This window comes from Enterococcus sp. HY326 (assembly GCF_026157065.1).
Classification (GTDB): domain Bacteria; phylum Bacillota; class Bacilli; order Lactobacillales; family Enterococcaceae; genus HY326.
The window spans coordinates 654,623-674,073 of sequence record NZ_JANLGQ010000001.1 but is presented as its reverse complement, the minus strand read 5'-3'; the positions used below and the strand labels follow the sequence as shown (position 1 = coordinate 674,073).

15 protein-coding genes are annotated in these 19,451 nt (G+C 39.8%); 12 read left to right on the top strand and 3 right to left on the bottom strand.

What is annotated here, in order from left to right:
- Window positions 1-461 precede the first annotated feature (461 nt).
- A complete protein-coding gene (gene spxA, locus ORH16_RS03285; RefSeq protein WP_265456197.1) occupies window positions 462-860 on the top strand; it encodes a transcriptional regulator SpxA in 399 nt (132 codons plus the stop codon).
- Between the two features lie 180 nt (window positions 861-1,040).
- On the opposite strand, the gene ORH16_RS03280 is transcribed toward spxA, so the two are convergent.
- Window positions 1,041-2,579 (bottom strand): hypothetical protein, encoded by a 1,539-nt coding sequence (locus tag ORH16_RS03280; protein WP_265456195.1) that lies wholly within the window; start codon window positions 2,577-2,579, stop codon window positions 1,041-1,043.
- A 175-nt stretch (window positions 2,580-2,754) separates the two neighbouring features.
- On the opposite strand from ORH16_RS03280, the gene ORH16_RS03275 reads away from it, so the two are divergent.
- The 8 genes from ORH16_RS03275 (at window position 2,755) to ORH16_RS03240 (ending at window position 11,491) form a co-directional block, all read left to right on the top strand.
- On the top strand, window positions 2,755-4,050 hold the full coding sequence (locus ORH16_RS03275) for an ABC transporter substrate-binding protein (protein WP_265456193.1): 1,296 nt from the start codon (window positions 2,755-2,757) through the stop codon (window positions 4,048-4,050).
- A gap of 19 nt (window positions 4,051-4,069) precedes the next feature.
- Complete coding sequence (locus ORH16_RS03270) at window positions 4,070-4,960, top strand: carbohydrate ABC transporter permease (RefSeq protein ID WP_265456191.1); 891 nt, start codon at window positions 4,070-4,072, stop codon at window positions 4,958-4,960.
- A gap of 11 nt (window positions 4,961-4,971) precedes the next feature.
- Window positions 4,972-5,793 (top strand): carbohydrate ABC transporter permease, encoded by an 822-nt coding sequence (locus ORH16_RS03265; RefSeq protein WP_265456190.1) that lies wholly within the window; start codon window positions 4,972-4,974, stop codon window positions 5,791-5,793.
- Window positions 5,794-6,010: 217 nt separating this feature from the next.
- A complete protein-coding gene (locus tag ORH16_RS03260) occupies window positions 6,011-7,045 on the top strand; it encodes a LacI family DNA-binding transcriptional regulator (protein ID WP_265456189.1) in 1,035 nt (344 codons plus the stop codon).
- A gap of 180 nt (window positions 7,046-7,225) precedes the next feature.
- Window positions 7,226-7,864 carry an adaptor protein MecA gene (locus ORH16_RS03255; RefSeq protein WP_265456187.1) on the top strand — a complete coding sequence of 213 codons (639 nt, stop codon included), beginning with the start codon at window positions 7,226-7,228 and terminating at the stop codon, window positions 7,862-7,864.
- A gap of 71 nt (window positions 7,865-7,935) precedes the next feature.
- Entirely contained in the window at window positions 7,936-8,988 is a 1,053-nt protein-coding gene (locus ORH16_RS03250; protein WP_265456185.1) for a competence protein CoiA, read from the top strand.
- Window positions 8,989-9,071: 83 nt separating this feature from the next.
- Window positions 9,072-10,889: an oligoendopeptidase F gene (pepF, locus tag ORH16_RS03245; RefSeq protein ID WP_265456184.1), complete on the top strand. Its 1,818-nt coding sequence runs from the start codon at window positions 9,072-9,074 to the stop codon at window positions 10,887-10,889.
- A gap of 131 nt (window positions 10,890-11,020) precedes the next feature.
- Window positions 11,021-11,491 carry a YbaK/EbsC family protein gene (locus tag ORH16_RS03240; protein WP_265456182.1) on the top strand — a complete coding sequence of 157 codons (471 nt, stop codon included), beginning with the start codon at window positions 11,021-11,023 and terminating at the stop codon, window positions 11,489-11,491.
- 228 nt (window positions 11,492-11,719) lie between these two features.
- On the opposite strand, the gene ORH16_RS03235 is transcribed toward ORH16_RS03240, so the two are convergent.
- Window positions 11,720-14,353 (bottom strand): YfhO family protein, encoded by a 2,634-nt coding sequence (locus tag ORH16_RS03235; protein ID WP_265456659.1) that lies wholly within the window; start codon window positions 14,351-14,353, stop codon window positions 11,720-11,722.
- A 334-nt stretch (window positions 14,354-14,687) separates the two neighbouring features.
- Window positions 14,688-14,876 carry a 50S ribosomal protein L28 gene (rpmB, locus tag ORH16_RS03230; RefSeq protein WP_071861708.1) on the bottom strand — a complete coding sequence of 63 codons (189 nt, stop codon included), beginning with the start codon at window positions 14,874-14,876 and terminating at the stop codon, window positions 14,688-14,690.
- Window positions 14,877-15,257: 381 nt separating this feature from the next.
- Between rpmB and ORH16_RS03225 the strand changes: the two genes are divergently transcribed.
- The 3 genes from ORH16_RS03225 to recG all read left to right on the top strand — a co-directional run bounded on the left by ORH16_RS03225 (window position 15,258) and on the right by recG (window position 19,451).
- A complete protein-coding gene (locus tag ORH16_RS03225; protein ID WP_265456180.1) occupies window positions 15,258-15,620 on the top strand; it encodes an Asp23/Gls24 family envelope stress response protein in 363 nt (120 codons plus the stop codon).
- Between the two features lie 36 nt (window positions 15,621-15,656).
- Window positions 15,657-17,339, top strand: a complete 1,683-nt coding sequence (locus ORH16_RS03220; protein ID WP_265456178.1) for a DAK2 domain-containing protein — start codon at window positions 15,657-15,659, stop codon at window positions 17,337-17,339.
- Between the two features lie 78 nt (window positions 17,340-17,417).
- Window positions 17,418-19,451 (top strand): ATP-dependent DNA helicase RecG, encoded by a 2,034-nt coding sequence (gene recG / locus ORH16_RS03215; protein WP_265456176.1) that lies wholly within the window; start codon window positions 17,418-17,420, stop codon window positions 19,449-19,451.

Here is a 19,451-nt window from a genome sequence, read left to right as displayed (position 1 = left end):
GACAATCAATTGTTGAGTGAAATAAAATAACACCTATAACATTATTTATTGTGCGTGATAAGCTAATTTAGCATTGTTTGTAGTCCAAATGAATAGACTTTAGGTTTTTTTGAAAAAGCTACCAAGAAATATTTAGACTTTATAAAAAAACAATACTGGAAAAAATATTTCTAAAAAAAGAGTGTAATATTTTTAAAATTATAACAGATTTTGTCTTCTGTTATATCGTTTGTTATAAAAATAAGTCAATCATTCAAAAATGTTTTGATTTGTGCAAATTATGAAAGAAAGCTGAATTTTATAGGCTTTCTATGTGAAAAAAGCCGAATGCATAAACATTTAATTTCTAGCAAGTATAGCTTTTTTTGAAGAAATTCGATATAATAATGGCATAAGAAAGAAACAGAATACCTTCTGTTATAAAAATGTGATGAATATCATCAAAAAAGGAGTGAGAATCAATGTTGACTTTATACACATCTCCTAGTTGTACCTCTTGTCGGAAAGCTCGAGCTTGGTTACAAGAACACGAGATTCCATTTGTAGAACGGAATATTTTCTCTGAACCATTAAATATTTCAGAGTTAAAGCACATTTTAGAAATGACTGAGGATGGCACGGAAGAAATTATTTCGACTCGCTCAAAAGTATTCCAAAAGCTGAACACTGATTTAGACGAATTGTCTCTGCAGGAACTATTAGAACTGGTGCAAACGAATCCTGGATTGTTGAGAAGACCAATTATGGTAGACGAAAAAAGATTGCAAGTTGGTTTTAATGAAGATGAAATTCGCCGTTTCTTACCACGCGGTGTACGCCAATTAGAGTTGCGCCAAGCCCAATTGATGGCTGGCTTGTAAAAAAGTAAATTGTTGTTGATTGCACAAGCGATGAAAAAAGTTCATCGCTTTTTTTGTGCGTTTCAAAAGCATCCGTTGTGGGGTAGGTTGCAAAATGCACAAAAAGAGTACAGGAGTGCTTCACCTGTACTCGAATAACCAAAAACAGTTTTTTTATAGCTTTTTCAAAGCAGTCCATTTTTAAAGCTTAAAGACTTTCACTGAATGGGGAGCTAAGGAAAAGAGCAGTTGATTTCCACTAAACTTGAAGTCAGTTTGTTGCCATACTTCAACAGGATTGTTTAGCCTTTTTTTCCGCTTAACATGATGAACTTTTTCAGGCAGCATATCCAAAGAGTAAGTTACATTTGTGTCTGATTCTGTTAAGTTGAGAAAACACAAATAAATTTCTTGAGTATCTAAGTACTTGATTAAAATATCAATGTTTTGTGCAGATTCTAAAACCGCTGGTAAATATGGGCGGCTTTGATTGATGCGAATTATTTCTTGATTGGTTACAATTTTCAAAAAATCACTAGATTCTTTGGTTAGATACCTCAAGTCATTACCTAAGACTAAAGGGGCGCTAAGAAATGACCATAAAGTGAAATGAGCTATACTTTCATTGACGGTCAGTTGGCCATTACCTATTTCTAGCATGTCTGGATCTGCATAAGAACCTTCGACAGCAAACTTCGCCACTCGCAACGCCTGCTGGTAGCACTCTACTATAGATTGCCAACTATTTTCAATGTCAGGATAAATACGATAAGAATTGCCAATTCTGTTCGCCCAAGTCCAAGGTTGAGTTCGGCCATGCTCACAAATTGCAAAGTTGAAATTTTTCTCTGGATTGTTTGAGTTATCGATGGCCAATCTGAGAGCATTTGCCATTGTGCGGTATCGCAATATCGCATCGGACTTTTGATCGAAGACTGAATTTTTTACGAGTAATTTTTTTAAAGGTTCCGATAAGGTGATGATTTCTTGTTGTCGCCCTGAGTTACTCCAACCGCTTGAAGTAGGGAAGAAGACGTTGACGGCTGTCTGATTAAAAATCATCTCTAAAAGCTGGCGTTTTTCAGTTTTTTTCTTTCGATAAACAATCGTTACAATATAGCTGCCAGCAGGTAAGTCTAGATTTTCGAAAATAAGTTCACCACGATTGCTACTAAGCCCGGTTAGGTATAGATTTTGCCCTTTTTCCTCACTAACAATTTCTGCTGCCCCTCCCAGAGCCCCTTGACTAGGTTTAAGAATAGTTTTTTCATTGGTATTAGTCTCAAGTAATTGAATCTCATAAATATCAGGTGCATCTGGCAACCAACCCTCATCACTTTTTAAATCAATGACATGACAATAATCATATTTTAAAAAATCAATGTCCCAATTGATAAATTGTGCTGCATCTTGTTTTTCAGTCGTGTAGCTAGCTGGTAAATCTTCACAGGTTAACCGACCGCAGGAGCTGTATAAGCCAATTTTCAGACCTAAACGATGAATATTTTTAATTAGCTGGGTTGGATTTGGAAAATTTATTAAATCAAATTGTAGATTTCCATTTATATCCCTGGTGGATGATTGCCAACAGTCATCTAGATTTAGATATTGATAGCCAGCTTCTAGTAGCCCAGTATTTTTTAAAGCCTGAGCTGTTTGTTCGATAATCTCTTGATTGATGTTCTGATGAAAATAATTCCAAGAAGACCAACCCATAATAGGTGGAGCAATTTTTTTCATATTACCATCTCCATTTCACTAAAATAATTTTTCTTTATAATGGGATTAAAACACTATTAAAATAGCTTTTCCAAAAAAATGTAAAAAATATATTGACAACTATTTTACTGAATTATATACTAACTTTAGTAACATTGGAAGCGCTAACAAATAAATTTTTTTTGGAGGAGAAAACATGAAGAAAAAAGTGATTTTGGGTAGTATGCTGTCGTTGTTTTGTTTAGGAGCTGCAGCCTGTGGTTCGAGTGGGGGAGATAGTGGGAGCAACACGAATGATAGTGGTGGCAGCAGCGATAACGTGACCATCTCATATGCCAGCTGGGATACAGATCAAGCGGTGGGATTACAAAAAGTTATTGATAAGTTTGAAGCAGACAATCCTAATATTACCGTTAAGATGGAAACAACGCCTTGGGAACAATATTGGACGAAGCTAGAAGCTGCAACTACTGGCGGTAATATGCCCGATATTATCACAATGCATTTAAATGAATCCTATAAGTATATGTCCAATGGCATGTTGATGGATTTACAAGAAATGGTTGATGCGGGGGATATTGATTTTGATAATTTCACTGACGGAATTGCCGATTTATATAGTTATGAAGATAAAAATTATGCAGTACCAAAAGATGTAACGACAATTGGCGTTTGGTACAACAAGACTTTATTTGAAGAAGCTGGCGTTCCACTGCCAACAGCAGACTGGACTTGGGAAGATTTTTCAGCAGCGGCAGCGGCATTAACGAATGAAGAAACTGGCGTCTTTGGATACGCAGCAACAAATGCCCCTGAAACTGGGTATTATGATTGGATTTACCAAAATGAAGGGTCAATCTTTACGGATGATGGTTTAGCATCTGGTTTTTCTGAACAAAATACAATTGATGCTTTCCAACATTATGTTGATTTTACATTAACAGATAAAGTTTCACCTGCAATGGAAGTCTTAAGAGAAACAGATCAAGTGAATCTATTAGGCTCTGGAAAAGTTGCGATGATTACTCATGGTAGCTGGATGGCTTCTGGTTTTGCTGAAAATGAATACATTGCTGAAAACTGCGATGTTGCTGTCTTGCCACAAGGAGAAGTGCAAGCGACAGTTACAAATGGCTTGGCATGGTCAATCGCCGCTGATACAGAACACCCTGAAGAAGCCAAAAAATTCATGGCCTTCTTAGCATCAGAAGAAGCTAACCAAATTCAATCTGATGAAGGTGTTTCGATACCGGCTTATAAAGGTCTTGGTGAAGGCTGGGTGAACAAATTTGTCGACGTCTTTCCTGGAATTGGTGCCTTTGATGACATGTTAGAATATGGCGTGATTCGTCCGTTTAACCAAGAAACATTGAAATGTGAAAGCTTAATGGATGAAGAAGTCGACAAAGCTTTAGCAGGAACTGTAACGGTTGAAGAGGCTAGCGAAAATATTGTCAATGGAGTCAACGACATTATGGCAGCCTACCAATAAAAAATAGGGGGTAGGTTGGATGAAGTTTTTAAAAAAATATAAAAAGGATCATCTTATTTGGGGCTATATTTTCATAGCCCCAACTGCTATTGGATTAATCCTGCTGAATATTAAACCGGCAATTTATACGGTGATTTTGAGTTTTAGTAAGTCAACAGGTTTTGGCAATAGCACGTTTGCTGGTTTAGTGAATTTCAAGCGTTTACTTGCAGATGCAGAAGTTTGGCAATCCTTTATTAATACGTTTAAGTATTCAATTGTGTCCATCCCGTTGATTGTTGTCTTTTCGTTGATTGCCGCTGTTTTAGTCAATCAAAAAGTTAAAGGGGTGAGTATTTACCGAACCTTGTTCTTCTTACCAGTTGTTGCTGCCCCAACTGCAGTGGCGATGATTTGGCGTTGGTTGTTGAATTCTCAATTTGGTTTAGTCAATCAAGCGTTAGCAGTTTTCGGTATAGCACCAGTTTCTTGGTTATCTAATCCCGATATTGCTATTTTCAGTGTGATTATTGTCGGTGTCTGGAGTGCTATTGGCTATAATATGATTATTTTATTATCAGGACTTCAGGAAATTCCAGCTGACTATTACGAATCTGCTGATATAGATGGTGCAGGTCCGTTCCGGAAATTCTTTTCTATCACCCTGCCGTTAGTTACGCCAACCTTATTTTTCGTGGTCGTGACGACTGTCATTCAAGCTTTCCAAGTATTTGACTCCATCTTTATGATGATTCAGCCAAGAACAGAGGCAATGTACAACACCCAATCATTAGCCTATCTGTTCTACAAGCATTCTTATATCTTAAATGATAAGGGCTACGGCTCAGCCATCGTTGTTTTATTATTAATTGTAATTTTAATCGTGACAGCGGTGCAAATGAAGTTGCAAAAATACTGGGTGAATTATTAGGAGGGGCGACAATGCAAAAACGAAAATGGCATCTATTGATTCACATTGCTTTAATTATCGGTTCATTAGTCATGGTTGTACCCTTTGTTTGGATGATTTTAACCTCAGGGAAGACCTTGTCTGAATCTGTTCAAATACCACCAACAATTTTTCCAGAAAATTTTCAGTTTAGCAATTTTGAAGCCGTCTGGAATCTATTACCCTTTGATAAATTCTACATTAATACCTTATTGATGATTATCGGGCGCGTCTTTTTCTCGCTGCTATTTAGTGCAATGGCGGCGTATGCCTCAGCGAGACTACGCTTTCCGGGACGTAATTTATTTTTTAGTCTCGTCTTAATTCAAATGATGATTCCCGGACAGATTTTTATCACGCCACAATATATGCTAGCGCAACAATTAGGCATTTTGGATAGTGTTCCCGGTTTGATTTTACCAGGCTTTGTTAGCGCATTTGGAACCTTTTTACTGCGGCAGTTCTTTATGAGTCTGCCGGATGACTTAGAAGAGGCCGCCATTTTAGATGGCGCAACTGTCTGGCAAATATTCTTTAAAATCATGTTGCCATTGGCACGCTCTGGCTTAATTGCTTTAGGAATCTTTACCGCCTTGTTTGCCTTTAAAGATTTAATGTGGCCGCTAATTGCGACGACTTCTGTTGACAATATGACCTTGTCAGCTGGGTTAGCCAATTTACAAGGGCAATACATGACCAACTATCCACAATTGATGGCCGGCTCACTTTTAGCAGTATGGCCGATGATCGTGATATTTATCGTCTTCCAGAAAAGATTTATTGAAGGTATCGCTACGACAGGCGGTAAATTATAGGCAAATTTAATAGGCTGTGACATAAGTCTAAACAGAAAAAAGATACCTGAACACTATTCAGCAAAGGCTGAGCACTATTATGAATTTGAGACGGGGGTTGCTAAACCACTCAGAGCAAATTCAACGGTTCAGATATTTCTTCTGTAAAATGACTTATGTTACAGTCTCTTCTTTTTAGTGTATAGTAATGACAATAAGGAAAAAGGATGGGATAAGCATGGCTGGAATTAAAGATGTAGCTAGCAGAGCGAAGGTTTCGACAACGACAATTTCGCGCTTTTTAAATAATGATCCGAACTTGTCAATTGCTGAAGAAACTAAAAAGAGGATTTTAGAAGCAGTCAATTATTATGATTATCGCAAAAACGTTGTTAAAAATAAAATCAATAAAACGATTGCCATTATTACCTCTAAAACAGATTTAGAGGGGTTGGAAAATCCTTATTTTCGAAGGATACGGATTGGTATAAATGAGGCGATTAAAGAAAAAGGCATTACGCTGGAGCATTTTTATGAATTAGGAGATAACATTGATTCCACAAAATTCGAAAGCATTGGAGCGGTTTTGATTATTGGTGCAGTAAACCAAGCAACACTATTTGAAATTAGTCAACACAACTCGAATTTAGTGTTGATCGATGATTTATATGCGCCAGCCCAGTTTGATTCGGTAACAGCGGACATTGAAGGTGCGATGATTGCCATGTTAAATGATTTATATCAACGAGGTCATCGGAACATGGTATTAATTTGCGGTGATCAGTCATATTTTGGAAATAATGGGGCTGTCGCTAAGAAAAAGTATGGAGACATTCGTTATAAGACCTATATGAAATGGATGGAGGAAAAAGGACTTTCAGAATTTGCTAAGGGATATGTTGGCGACTGGTCTTCTGAAAATGGGTTGCGGCAAACTCGGAAAATTTTACAAACGACTGAGAAGGCGAATTTACCAACGGCGATTATTGCCGGTAGCGATATGACAGCGGTCGGGGTGTATCAAGAATTACAAAAAAATGACTTACGAATACCAGAAGATATTGCTGTTGTTTCTTTTGATAATATTGATATTGCAGGCTATCTCCACCCCTCATTGACCTCGGCAGATTTAAGGGAAAAAGAATTGGGGGATGCGGCGGTCGCCTTAGCTTGGCAAAGAATTAATTTTGAGAGAGACTATCCGGTGAAACTGACCTTACCTTTTGAAATAAAAAAACGCGAGAGTGATACGAGGGATTTAACTTCAAAATAATTTGTAAAAAATCCCGCATCTAAGCGACCTTTTTCAGCTTGAAAAAAATTATATTTATTTTCATTTAAATAAAACACCTAAAATTTCTAAAATTCGAGTTAATCTCTTTACATTTAGACTCATTCCGCTACAATAAAAGAAAGAAAGCTCTATTTCTTTTCAAAAGCGAGGTGTTTGATAATGGAAATGGAACATATTAATGATAATACGATTCGCGTAGTCATCCACAATGATGATTTGGTTCAACGGGGAATTACTTTTTTAGATTTGCTAGGGAATCATCGTGAGATTGAAAACTTTTTCTATTCTATTTTGGAGGAAGTGGATATTGAAGATGAGTTTCGTGGCAGCGAGGCAATCACTTTTCAGGTTTTACCAAAGGGTGACGGTTTGGAACTATTTATTAGCAAGAATATTACGCCGGAAGACATGGAAGGCTTAGAAAATAACGAAGAATTTCGTGATGATGTGGCAGAGTATTTGAAAAATCAACTGACTGAAGATGCTGAAAATGACTTAAGTTTAGAGAATTTAAGCAGTCTAGTATTTGAGGTCGCTGATTTTGAAGATTTGGTTCAATTAGCTGCTGAGGTTTATCTTGATTCTGCCTGGACTAATCTTTATCGTTACAAAGAAGGCTATTACCTGCAAATCACTTTCCTACAAGATGATTTGAATGTTATGGATAAAGAGGACATGATTTCTCAAGTGTTGGAGTTTGCTAATCTATCGCCGATTACCAGTGAGATTTTAGCTGAGCATGGGCAACTACTGATGGAGCGCAATGCTCTAGAATTACTACGGTATCACTTTCATTAAAACCTTTAAAAAGGGCTTATCGGCTACGGCTGGTGAGCTTTTTTTTGCGTATTTTTTTGAGGGTGAAACAGATGTATGTAGCGAAAAATAGTCGTGGGGTTTTAGTAAATCTTTTACAAATCGAAAAAAGTCAGCCTTTGATAAAAGAAACATATTATTGCCCGGCTTGTCGGCAGAAATTAATTTTGAAAGCAGGCAACGTGAAGCAGCGTCACTTTGCCCACTGCGCTAAAAAGACCTGTGAAAGTTTTAGTGAAGGGGAAACGGCTGAACATCTGGCAGGCAAAGCACTGTTGTTTAACTGGGATCAAGAGGCCCAGTTGGAGGTGTCCTTAGCGAGCATTGGGCAGCGAGCGGATGTTTTGTTGCCACAGCTTGCACTAGAATTTCAATGCTCGCCCTTATCAACAGCTAAATTGGAAAAGCGGGTAGCTGGTTATAAAAAAATGAACTTGCAACAGTGGTGGCTAACCGGTGAGCGGCTCAAGGAAGGTGTCTTGCGACAAGGCAGCTCTCATTTTTGTTTGTTTAATCAAACGTTTGGAGTACATTTTTGGCATTTAAATACCTCAAAAAAAAGTATCGAGCTCTATACCCATCTTTTAACGATGTCCAAACAAAAGTCTTTCAAACGGAAAATTTTTAATTTTCAAGAGCAGCCATTGTCGCAAATTTTTGGCGACAGAAATTCGGTACCTTCGATTGTTTGTTCGACAAAAAAGGATTGGCAACAGCAAAAGCTTTCTGTCCAAAAGAAGCTTTATTATTGTTTGCCAGAGATTTTGCAAATCCAGCAGGCCTTGTATCGCCGTGGCAGTCATCTGCTACAACTACCGGAAATTTTGTTTGCGCCGAGTATTGCAACGCCCTTTTTTGGTGATTGGCTGTATTTTCTGCGCTTTCATTTTTTTCAAAAAAGTTTGAGCTGTTCAGCTATTGACTTACATGAATTTAGTTTTCAACTAACGCAACGCTTTTTACAGACCTATCAATTACAGCAAAAGTTTCCTTTAGTTGAGCCAGCAGCCATTTCAGCTGCTTTTTTCACAGAAAGCTGCCGACTTTTTCAAGCCTTTCAACAGAAAAAAACAAGTTTTAAGGTCTTTTCTGCAGACTCTTTATGAAAATATGATAAGATTACTACAGGATAAATATTGGCGCAGGCTAATATTTTCGTGAGATTTCTATTGATAAAGGAGCGATTTTCATGTCAGAAGCAAAACAATTACCAAAAAGAGATGAAGTGCCAGTAGATTTAACGTGGGATTTAACTACTATTTTTCCAGATGATGCGGCCTTTGATACGGCAATTACAGCATTAAATACTGAAGTAGCAAAAGCTGAAGATTTCCAAGGTACCTTGGCAGATGGTCCGGAAGCTTTCTTAGCAGCGATTGAATATTTGTTAGATATCTACCGTAAAACTGAAACGATTTATGTGTATTCCCATTTGAAAAATGATCAAGACACCACCAATACGACCTATCAAGCTTTATATGCCAGAGCTAGCAGTTTATATGCGCAAGTTTCTCAAGCACTGGCTTGGTTTGAACCAGAAGTTTTGAGTTTGCCGGATGAAAAAATCTGGAGCTATTTTTCTGAGGAACCTAAATTAGAAATTTATCGTCATTTCGTCAATCAAATGATTGATAATCGGGCTCACATTCTCTCAGCTGACCAAGAAGCACTCTTGGCTGGTGCCAGCGAAATTTTTGGCGCTTCCAGCAATACCTTTTCCGTTTTAAACAATGCGGATTTAAAATTCCCAGTGATTGAAAATGAAAAAGGTGAAAAAATTGAATTGTCCCACGGAGTCTATGGACAATTGATGGAAAATGTTGACCGCAGTGTACGGGAAAAAGCGTTTAAAGGCTTATACAGCGTCTATGAACAATTCCGTAATACCTTTGCCAGCACGCTATCAACGCATATTAAGAGCCATAATTATAGTGCGAAGGTTCGGAAATATGATTCTGCTCGGGCAGCTTCTCTGAGCAACAATCATATCCCTGAAAGTGTTTATGATACTTTGGTGGCAGTCGTCAATGAAAATCTGCCGCTGCTGCATCGCTATGTAAAATTGCGCAAACGCCTGTTGAAGGTGGATGAGTTGCATATGTATGATATGTATACGCCGATTTTAGGAGAAGCGTCGATTAAATATACGTATGAAGATGCCAAGGCGAAAGCACAAGAAGCATTGCAACCATTAGGAGCAGAATACTTGAAGGTTGTTGATGAAGCTTTCAGCAAGCGTTGGATTGATGTGGTGGAAAATCAGGGCAAGCGCAGTGGAGCGTATTCTTCTGGCGCTTATGATACGAAGCCATATATTTTAATGAATTGGCATGATACACTGGACCAATTATTTACCTTGGTCCATGAGATGGGACACAGTGTTCACAGTTATTTCACCCGCAGCAATCAGCCTTATGTCTACGGTGATTATTCAATTTTCTTAGCTGAGATTGCTTCCACGACCAATGAAAATATTTTGACGGAATATCTATTAGAAACTGAAACAGATCCTAAGATTAGAGCCTACATTTTAAATCATTATTTAGATGGCTTTAAGGGTACGATTTTCCGGCAAACACAATTTGCAGAGTTTGAGCATTTTATGCATGAAGAAGACGCCAAGGGCACGCCGTTGACTGCAGAATATTTGAGCGAGAGCTATGGTGAATTAAATAGTAAATATTATGGTCCAGATGTGACAGAAGATCCAGAAATCAAATTCGAATGGTCGCGGATTCCTCATTTCTATTATAATTACTATGTGTACCAATATGCGACTGGCTTCTCAGCAGCTTCGGCCTTAGCGCAAAAGATTGTCGATCAAGAGCCGGGTGCCTTAGATCATTACTTAAATTATTTGAAATCCGGCAGCAGCGACTTCCCAATTGAAGTCATGAAGCGGGCCGGTGTTGATATGACCAAAGCGGATTATATCCGTGATGCCATGAAGGTTTTTGAAACTCGCTTAACTGAATTAGAAGAATTAGTTGAATCCTTAGCTGATTAAATAAAAGACAGTCTTCAAAAAAACACAGCAGCTTGGTAAATGAAGGAAAGAAAGTCCGGTGTTTGCAAGCTGCTGTCAGCATACTCTAAAGATTTACTTATTTTCAGACTAAAATAAAAAGGAGGGCTTCGATGTCTCTAGCAAGTGTCCAAGAATATTTTGCTAAATTAAACATGGCCGATCAAATCATTGTACTTGAAGAGTCTTCAGCAACAGTCGCTTTGGCGGCCCAAGCGCTACAGACACAACCGGCGCAGATTGCCAAAAGCTTATCCTTTAAAAAGAAAGCTAGCGTTGAAGCCATCTTAGTCGTGGCAGCCGGTGATACAAAAATTGACAATCAAAAATACAAAGAGTTTTTTCAAGAGAAGGCTTTGATGCTTAAAGCAGAGGAGGTCGATGAAAAAATCGGCCATCCAGTCGGTGGAGTCTGTCCCTTTGCGGTGAACGAAGATGTGGCGGTTTATTTAGATGATTCATTGAAACGCTTTGACTTTGTTTATCCCGCCTGTGGCAGCGGTAATAGCGCCATCAAGTTGACAATTCCAGAGTTGGAAACTTACAGTAACTTCCGCCAATGGATTGATGTTTGTAAGTATTAAAAATAACTATGTCAAAAAAGCTTGAGAATTTTCTCAGGCTTTTTTATTTTGTTAAAGCAGCGTATTTGTTGGGTGGGAATTTGGGGAACAGTACGCTCCAAGAATAATTTTTAAGGCTAGTAAAGTGTCTTTAACAAGCTTCGATTATAAGTTTACTGCGAAAAAACTAAAAAAAACCACCTGTAAAAGTTAGCAGTTGTACGCTAACTTTTACAGGCGGTTTAAATTTTATTCAGCAGGTGGAGTTGGTTCTTCAAGTTGGCTCGTTGAAGTTTCCATCGCTTCAATCTGTGAAGGGGTATCTAGTATTTGCCGCTGGCGGCGTCTTCTTAACCAAAATAGGTAAACACCAAACAAGAGAATACAAACGACAAAGGAAATAGTGCCTAAGCTAAAGCCCTGCGGCAGATATTTAAAGACAATTTCGTGAGTGCCGGCCGGAAGATTAATCGCAACCAATGCATCTTCATAGGCGGTAATTTCAACTTCTTCGCCGTCGACATAAGCTTTCCAGCCTTCGTCAAAGGGGATGGTCGTCATTAAAACTTGATCGCTATCGACGGTAACCTTTCCGCTGGCGGTCCGACCATCGGTGGTTAATTCAACTCCGTTAGCTTGGATGGCGTTCATTGCTGTCGTGTAAGCAGTCGTATCCATACCTAAGACCTGTGGGTTAAGTAAACTAATCGCATCGGTTCCGTAAAAGCTAACCGAAAAATTAACGGTTGTCTGCTCCGCATAATAACCTAAATCATAATATTGTCCGGTAATATTAATCTGGGACTTGCGACTCTCACCATTAACAAAAACTTCGGCGGTGGAGCTGCCGATTTGGTTAAAGTCAGTTGGAAACAAGCTGATGTAGGCTTGGGTATTGGCGGGAACGGTCACCTGATAATTAATGACCTTCGCAACATTATTGGTCTGTTCGCTATAGGTAATCGTATTGCCATTTTCGGTCACATCCGTATTTTCTGTGGAGGTGACAATTGGATTGTAAAAGGTAAAGTAATTTAAATTTTGACCGGATAAAGCATTGACTAAATTCGTCTGGGTTCCCAAATTATCAGAAACCAAACTCTCCACGTTGTAGATACTTTCATCTACTGTGAAGGCTAACGGCAGAGCATTCTGATTTTCATATAAGGTATAATCTCCCGCTGACTCGATAGCAGAAAAGCCAAATTTGTTGAGGGTTGTTTTGCTGAGATTATATTTTATGCCAAAAAGGCTGTCCATCAAGAGGGTATTATTATTGTAACGAATATTTAAATTAGTCCCCCGGGAGCGAAAACCCAGTTCATCCAAAAAGCTGGAGGAATTCCGGTTGCGGATGGAAGAAAACATGCTGATGCCGCTGTAACCATAATTCAGACTGTCATTGGAGGAAACAGCATCCAAGTTTTCCAGCCGATAAAAACTATCATTCAAATCCTCAGACTCAGAGACGAGGGACTTGATTGCTGGATAAGGACTGGTGTACAAACTTCTGGAAGCGTAATTCCAATCATCTAAAATTCCGTGAATCATGCCGTTTGTATTCAGTAGGGCCTCACCGCTCATCAAAATCAAAAAGATAATGCTGAGGCGTTTTAGATTGAGTTTATTTGATTGGAATAGCGCAATGCCTAACGTATAAAAAAGTAAAAAGGCGACACTGATAATCAGTGAAAACAGACTGACATAAGGATAATTATTGGTCTCCAGACCGAAGCCGATACAAAAGAGCGCAGCGATTAAAAGACTGAGACCCATAACAAAGTAGCTATCTTTTTTAGTGAATTGTTCCCAGCCGTAACCAGCAAGTAGCACGACTAAAAAGGAAAATAAATAGGCATAACGGAATAAAAACATATTCGGCGCGTGCATCCCGTGCCAGAAAAGATTTAACGGCACAAGGTAAAAGCTCGCAATTAAAATCGCCAACAAACTGCCGAAAGCCACTTTATTTTTCCAAGAAATTTTACGAGTCACGAAATAGAAGACACAGAAAACTAATGGTACTAAGCCGACATAAATGAAAGGAATCGAACCATAGCGGGTGGTATCGTAGACGCCAATCATATTTTTCATTAAGATGTCCCACCAGCCGGTTGCCTCCGTTTTCAGCTGATTAATTGTGGAGAGGGATTCGCCGTTGGTCCGCAAATCCAAGACAGCCGGCAAAATCATAATCAGTGAAGCACCGGTGGCTAAGGCAGCGGTCAGACCATAGGGAACAATCGTTTTGAGATAAGTCTTTGGCTTGGTCAAAAGCCGGGCGATAAAGTACAGCCCAGAGAAAATTGCAATCATAAAGCCCATGTAAAATCCAGATAAAAAGAGCAGCAAATAGCTGACAAATAAAAGCAGCGGTTTTTTCTCATCCATTACCTTATGGATGCCTAAGATAACCAGCGGCAAGTAAACAAAAGCATCGGACCACATGATTAATTCTGAATGGGCCGTGGCAAAAGACATTAAGGCATAGGCGACAGCCAAAGAAACCTTGTTCCATTTTTTCAATTTGAAACTGTGATTTGCCAAAAACCAAAAGCTTAGTCCGGCTGCTCCGATTTTTATGAGGGTAATCAGATAGAGGGCATCAGGCATTAATTGGTTTGGGAAGAAATAAACCAAGAAGGTAAAAATCCCCCCTAAATAATAGGAAACCAGCGAAAGATAATTTAACCCTAATGAGGTATTCCAAGTGTAGAAAAAGCTCTGCTCGCCATGTAGAAAATTATTAAAGCTGGCATAAAAATTGGAAGATTGCGAAAAAGCATCACTTGCCAGAATGCTGCGGGAGCTTCCGGGATAAATACCGATACTGAGATAGACCCCTGCTAAAATTAAAAAAGGCAGTAAAAAACTGGCTAACATAAACCAGCGATTTTCCTTAAAGTAAGGGGTAGTAAAAGGATTTTTTATTTTAAAAGAAGATTTTTTATGTGCTGTCTGTCGTTTCAAAAAAAGTTCACCAAATTTCTATAAAGTCATTAAGGATAGTGTACCATAGGAAGAAAGTTGAGGTAGAATTTTTCAACTTGAAAATTAAAAAGGCTGGAAGAAAAATGCTGTGAAGAGAGACGGGAGTTTTTGTGGCGCAGATAGTTATTGGCTGCGGCCGTTTTAGAGATTTTTAATTTTCCTGGCTGTGACACAAAAAAACCGTCTCCTTTTTGCAGGAGACGGTTGGGAATACTAGTTGTTGTGATTAAACACGTTCAACTTTTCCAGATTTCAACGCGCGAGTTGAAACCCATACTTTTTTAGGTTTGCCGTCGATTAGCACACGAACTTTTTGCAAGTTAGGTTTGACAGTCCGTTTAGTAGCATTTAATGCGTGAGAACGGTTGTTGCCGCTGCTAGTTTTACGACCGGTAAAATAACAAACTTTAGCCATGATATTTCCTCCTTCATCTTATGATGCAATTCAATCTGCATGCATTCTTCTGCCTGAGCTCCTAGAAACTTCTATTACTATAGAAGAAAATACAAGCTCCTGAGTCAAGAAGAACTTGCTGTCGATTGCAAAATCTTGAAGCGAATTCTTCAGCTCATACCGTAATAATTTATCATAGGTTGCTCCATTTAGCAAGCTGATTTTTTGAAGAGAATTGACAAGTCCTGTGAAAACGTGTAAATTATACAGAGTTATGGTGGGCTTGTTGTGACAAAAGCCTGTTTTTGTCGTCAGATTATTAGGTGGCTTTCTTTTATTTACTAGGGGGCTATGATAAAATACAGAGTGAATTTGACAAAAAATTTGTAGGGAGGCATACAAATGGCTGTAAAAATTAAAACGGCTGCCGGTACGATTGAAATCTCTAATGAAGTGATTGCAACAGTTGTCGGCGGTGCAGCAACCGACGTGTTTGGCATCGTTGGCATGGCCAGTAAGAGCCAGATTAAAGATAATATTAACGAAATTTTAAGAAAAGAAAATTATTCCCGCGGTGTGGTAGTTCGGCAAGAGGAAAATGGTGTGGCGGTGGATGTGTATACCATCATCAGTTATGGCACCAAAATTTCTGAAGTATCCCGCAATGTTCAAGAAAGTGTCAAATACAATTTGGAAACTTTACTGGGCGTGAGCGCAAATTCGGTGAATGTTTTTGTGCAGGGTGTGCGGGTATTGCCTGACTAGGCATAGATGCTTAGCATCAATAAGGAGGATATTTTAGTGAGTGTAACAGAAATCAGCGCCAGCCAGTTTCAAGAAATGGTTCAGGCAGGGGCAAAGCGCTTAAATGTAAATGCGGAATTTGTCAATTCCTTAAATGTATTTCCTGTGCCAGATGGCGATACGGGTACCAATATGAATTTGTCGATGACTAGTGGAGCGAAAGCCGTTGTTGATTCACCCTCGCAAAAAGTCGGTGAGTTGGCAAATATTTTATCAAAAGGTCTTTTGATGGGGGCGCGGGGCAATTCCGGCGTTATCTTGTCTCAGTTGTTCCGAGGTTTTTCAAAACATATTCCTGATGTTGTAAACTTAAATGCCAAAGATTTAGCGGCGGCTTTTACCCATGGAGTTGAAACAGCTTATAAAGCGGTGATGAAACCTGTGGAGGGCACGATTTTAACCGTTGCCCGGGAAGCAGCTAAAGCCGGCGAACGCAAGGCTCAAAAAACGGACGATGTGATTGAAGTGATGGAGGCCGTTTTAAGCGGCGGGAAACGGGCGTTAGCGAAAACACCTGATTTATTACCCGTTTTAAAGGAAGTCGGCGTTGTCGATAGCGGCGGCCAAGGCTTAGTCTTTATTTATGAAGGCTTTTTAACTGCTTTAACTGGTAAGTTTGAAGCAGATGTCGCTTACGAGCCGTCACCAGCTGCGATGGATGAGATGGTCAACGCTGAACATCACCGCAGTGTTCAAGGACAATTGGCCACAGCCGATATTAAATTTGGCTATTGTACTGAAATCATGGTCAACATCGGTGAAGGCCCAACAGTTGATAGCAAGTTTGATTATGAAACCTTCCGTAATTATTTAGACGGATTAGGGGATTCCTTATTAGTGGTTAATGACGATGAAATTATCAAGGTTCACGTCCACACAGAACATCCCGGCGAAGTCATGAATTACGGGCAAAAATTTGGTTCGTTAGTGAAAGTTAAAGTCGACAATATGCGGATGCAACATGAAACGATTTTAGAGCATGATGAACATATCCACGAAGACTTAGATATTACTCAAGCCCACAAACCTTATGGCGTGATTGCGATTGCTGCCGGTGAAGGCGTGCAGGAATTATTTAAGAGCTTAGGCGTTAACTTTGTGATTAGTGGCGGCCAAACGATGAATCCTAGCACAGAGGATATTTTAAAGGCTGTGGAGGAGGTCAATGCCGACCAAGTGATTATCCTGCCGAATAATAAAAATATCTTTATGGCAGCTGACCAAGCGGCTGAAGTGGCAGAAGTGCCGGTAGCAGTAGTGCCGACTAAAACCATTTCCCAAGGGATGACGGCGATGCTGGCCTTTAACGACCAAGCTGATTTAGAAGAAAATAAAACTTCGATGACTGAGTTAAGCGAAAGTGTGGTCAGCGGACAAATCACCAATGCGATTCGTGACACAGCGATTGATGGTGTGACTATCACAGAAGGCGATTATCTCGGAATGGTTGACGGCAAGATTGTCGTATCTGAAAAGGATATCAAAGATGTTGCCTTGACGACTCTTGAGAAGATGATTGCAGCCGATACGGAAATTGTCACAATTATCGTCGGCGAAGGCGGTAATCAAAAAGCCGCTGAAGACCTTGTTAAAACTCTTTCAGAAAAATATCCTGACTTAGAGATGGAAATTCACCAAGGAGACCAACCGGTTTATCCCTACTTGTTCTCTGCTGAATAAAAAATTAAACACTTGTAAGCCTGAAGCACTAATCTTAGATTGGTTTTTCAGGCTTCTTTCTTGAAGGGAGGTCGACAGATGACAGCATTGACTGATAGTGTCGCCGTTTTAGCCGGCGTGGGTCCTAAGCGCCAAGAAAATTTAGCCAGCCTTGGCATAGTGACGATTGAGGATTTAATTACCTATTTTCCATTTCGCTATGAGGACATTCAAGAAAAAAATCTTAACGAAATCGGCGATCAGGAAAAAGTCACGCTGAAGGGGACTGTCGTTTCTGAAGCAATCTTGGCCCGCTATGGCTACAAAAAAAATCGCCTGCAATTTCGCATGATGCAAGACCATGATGTTTTCAGTGTCTCTTTTTTTAATCAACCTTATCTAAAGGATAAAGTGATTTTAGGAGAAGAGATCGCCGTTTATGGTAAATGGGATGCTAAGCGCAAAGCTTTAAACGGCATGAAAATTTTGGGCAGCAAATCACCAGAGGATTTTGCCCCGATTTACCATGTCTCAAAAGCGGTCCGCCAAAGCACCTTGATTGAATTAATCAAGGTAGCACTGGAACTCTATCAAGAGCAGATTTTTGAAAATCTGCCGACCTCTCTGATTGAAAAATACCGCTTAATGGATCGCAAGTCAGCGATTATTGCCATGCACTTTCCTAAAAATCATCAGGAAAGTCAGCAGGCCAAGCGGCGAGTCGTCTTTGAAGAATTTTTCCTCTTTCAAATGCGGATGCAGGGCTTAAAGGCGCGGGACAAAGCCGAAGTCAACGGAATTTCGATTTTATATGATGTGCCTCGCTTGAAAAAATTTGTCGAGACGCTGCCCTTTGAGCTGACGAATGCTCAAAAGCGGGTCACTAATGAAATCTGTCGAGATTTGCGCAGTCCGCAACATATGCAGCGGCTTTTGCAAGGGGATGTCGGCAGCGGGAAAACAGTAGTGGCGGCAATTGTTTTGTATGCCGCCATGACAGCTGGTTTTCAAGGAGCCTTGATGGTGCCAACGGAAATTTTAGCCCAACAGCATTTGGAAAGCTTGAGCCAGCTCTTTGATCCTTTGGAAGTGCGGGTGGCAGTTTTAACTGGTTCGACTAAAACAAAAGAACGACGGGAAATCCTCGCCCAATTAGCCAATGGCGAATTGGATATTCTTGTCGGCACCCACGCTTTGATTCAAAAAGATGTTTTCTTCGCCAATCTCGGTCTCGTGATTACCGATGAACAGCATCGCTTTGGTGTGAACCAGCGGAAAATTTTGCGGGAGAAGGGCTTGCGACCGGATGTCTTATTTATGACGGCGACGCCGATTCCTCGAACTTTAGCGATTACTGCTTATGGGGAAATGGATGTTTCCGTGATTGATGAATTACCGGCCGGCCGAATTCCTGTGGAAACTCGCTGGATTCGTCATCCACAATTAGATAGCGTCTTGGAGTGGAGTTTAAAAGAACTTTCAAAGGGCCATCAAATGTACGTTATCTGTCCGCTGATTGAAGAATCAGAGGCCCTGGATGTCAAAAATGCCACCGAGATTTATGAACGCCTGCAAACTTATTATGGCGACACCTATCAAGTGGCTTTACTCCACGGTAAAATGAAAAACCAAGAAAAAGATCAAATCATGGAAAATTTTAAAGATCAAAAAAGTCAGATTTTAGTTTCCACCACTGTGATTGAAGTCGGGGTCAATGTTCCCAATGCCACAGTGATGTTGATTATGGATGCCGACCGTTTTGGTTTGGCCCAGCTCCATCAACTGCGAGGACGGGTTGGCCGGGGCGGCGATGCCTCCTATTGTATTTTAGTGGCGGACCCGAAAAATGAAATGGGGGTGGAGCGCATGAAAATCATGACAGAAACCACTAACGGCTTTGTCGTCAGCGAAAAAGATTTGGAGCTGCGGGGACCAGGTGAAGTCTTTGGGTTTAGGCAATCGGGAATTCCGCAATTTATTGTGGGGGATATCGTCAATGATTTTAATATTCTGGAGGTCGCCCGCAGTGAAGCCAAAAAGATTTGGCAGAATTCCGACTGGCAACATCAAGCGGAATATAGTAGTCTAGTGGAGACTTTAAAAATAGCTGATGAAGAACAATTTTTTGATTAA

Excerpts from the sequence above, each read along its gene's own strand:
- ORH16_RS03270 (WP_265456191.1), top strand. The coding sequence starts at position 4,070 with ATGAAGTTTTTAAAAAAATATAAAAAGGATCATCTTATTTGGGGCTAT.
- ORH16_RS03250 (WP_265456185.1), top strand. The coding sequence starts at position 7,936 with ATGTATGTAGCGAAAAATAGTCGTGGGGTTTTAGTAAATCTTTTACAA.
- pepF (WP_265456184.1), top strand. The coding sequence starts at position 9,072 with ATGTCAGAAGCAAAACAATTACCAAAAAGAGATGAAGTGCCAGTAGAT.
- recG (WP_265456176.1), top strand. The coding sequence starts at position 17,418 with ATGACAGCATTGACTGATAGTGTCGCCGTTTTAGCCGGCGTGGGTCCT.
- ORH16_RS03280 (WP_265456195.1), bottom strand. The coding sequence starts at position 2,579 with ATGAAAAAAATTGCTCCACCTATTATGGGTTGGTCTTCTTGGAATTAT.
- ORH16_RS03240 (WP_265456182.1), top strand. The coding sequence starts at position 11,021 with ATGTCTCTAGCAAGTGTCCAAGAATATTTTGCTAAATTAAACATGGCC.
- ORH16_RS03235 (WP_265456659.1), bottom strand. The coding sequence starts at position 14,353 with ATGTTAGCCAGTTTTTTACTGCCTTTTTTAATTTTAGCAGGGGTCTAT.
- ORH16_RS03260 (WP_265456189.1), top strand. The coding sequence starts at position 6,011 with ATGGCTGGAATTAAAGATGTAGCTAGCAGAGCGAAGGTTTCGACAACG.
- spxA (WP_265456197.1), top strand. The coding sequence starts at position 462 with ATGTTGACTTTATACACATCTCCTAGTTGTACCTCTTGTCGGAAAGCT.
- ORH16_RS03275 (WP_265456193.1), top strand. The coding sequence starts at position 2,755 with ATGAAGAAAAAAGTGATTTTGGGTAGTATGCTGTCGTTGTTTTGTTTA.
- ORH16_RS03225 (WP_265456180.1), top strand. The coding sequence starts at position 15,258 with ATGGCTGTAAAAATTAAAACGGCTGCCGGTACGATTGAAATCTCTAAT.
- rpmB (WP_071861708.1), bottom strand. The coding sequence starts at position 14,876 with ATGGCTAAAGTTTGTTATTTTACCGGTCGTAAAACTAGCAGCGGCAAC.
- ORH16_RS03255 (WP_265456187.1), top strand. The coding sequence starts at position 7,226 with ATGGAAATGGAACATATTAATGATAATACGATTCGCGTAGTCATCCAC.
- ORH16_RS03265 (WP_265456190.1), top strand. The coding sequence starts at position 4,972 with ATGCAAAAACGAAAATGGCATCTATTGATTCACATTGCTTTAATTATC.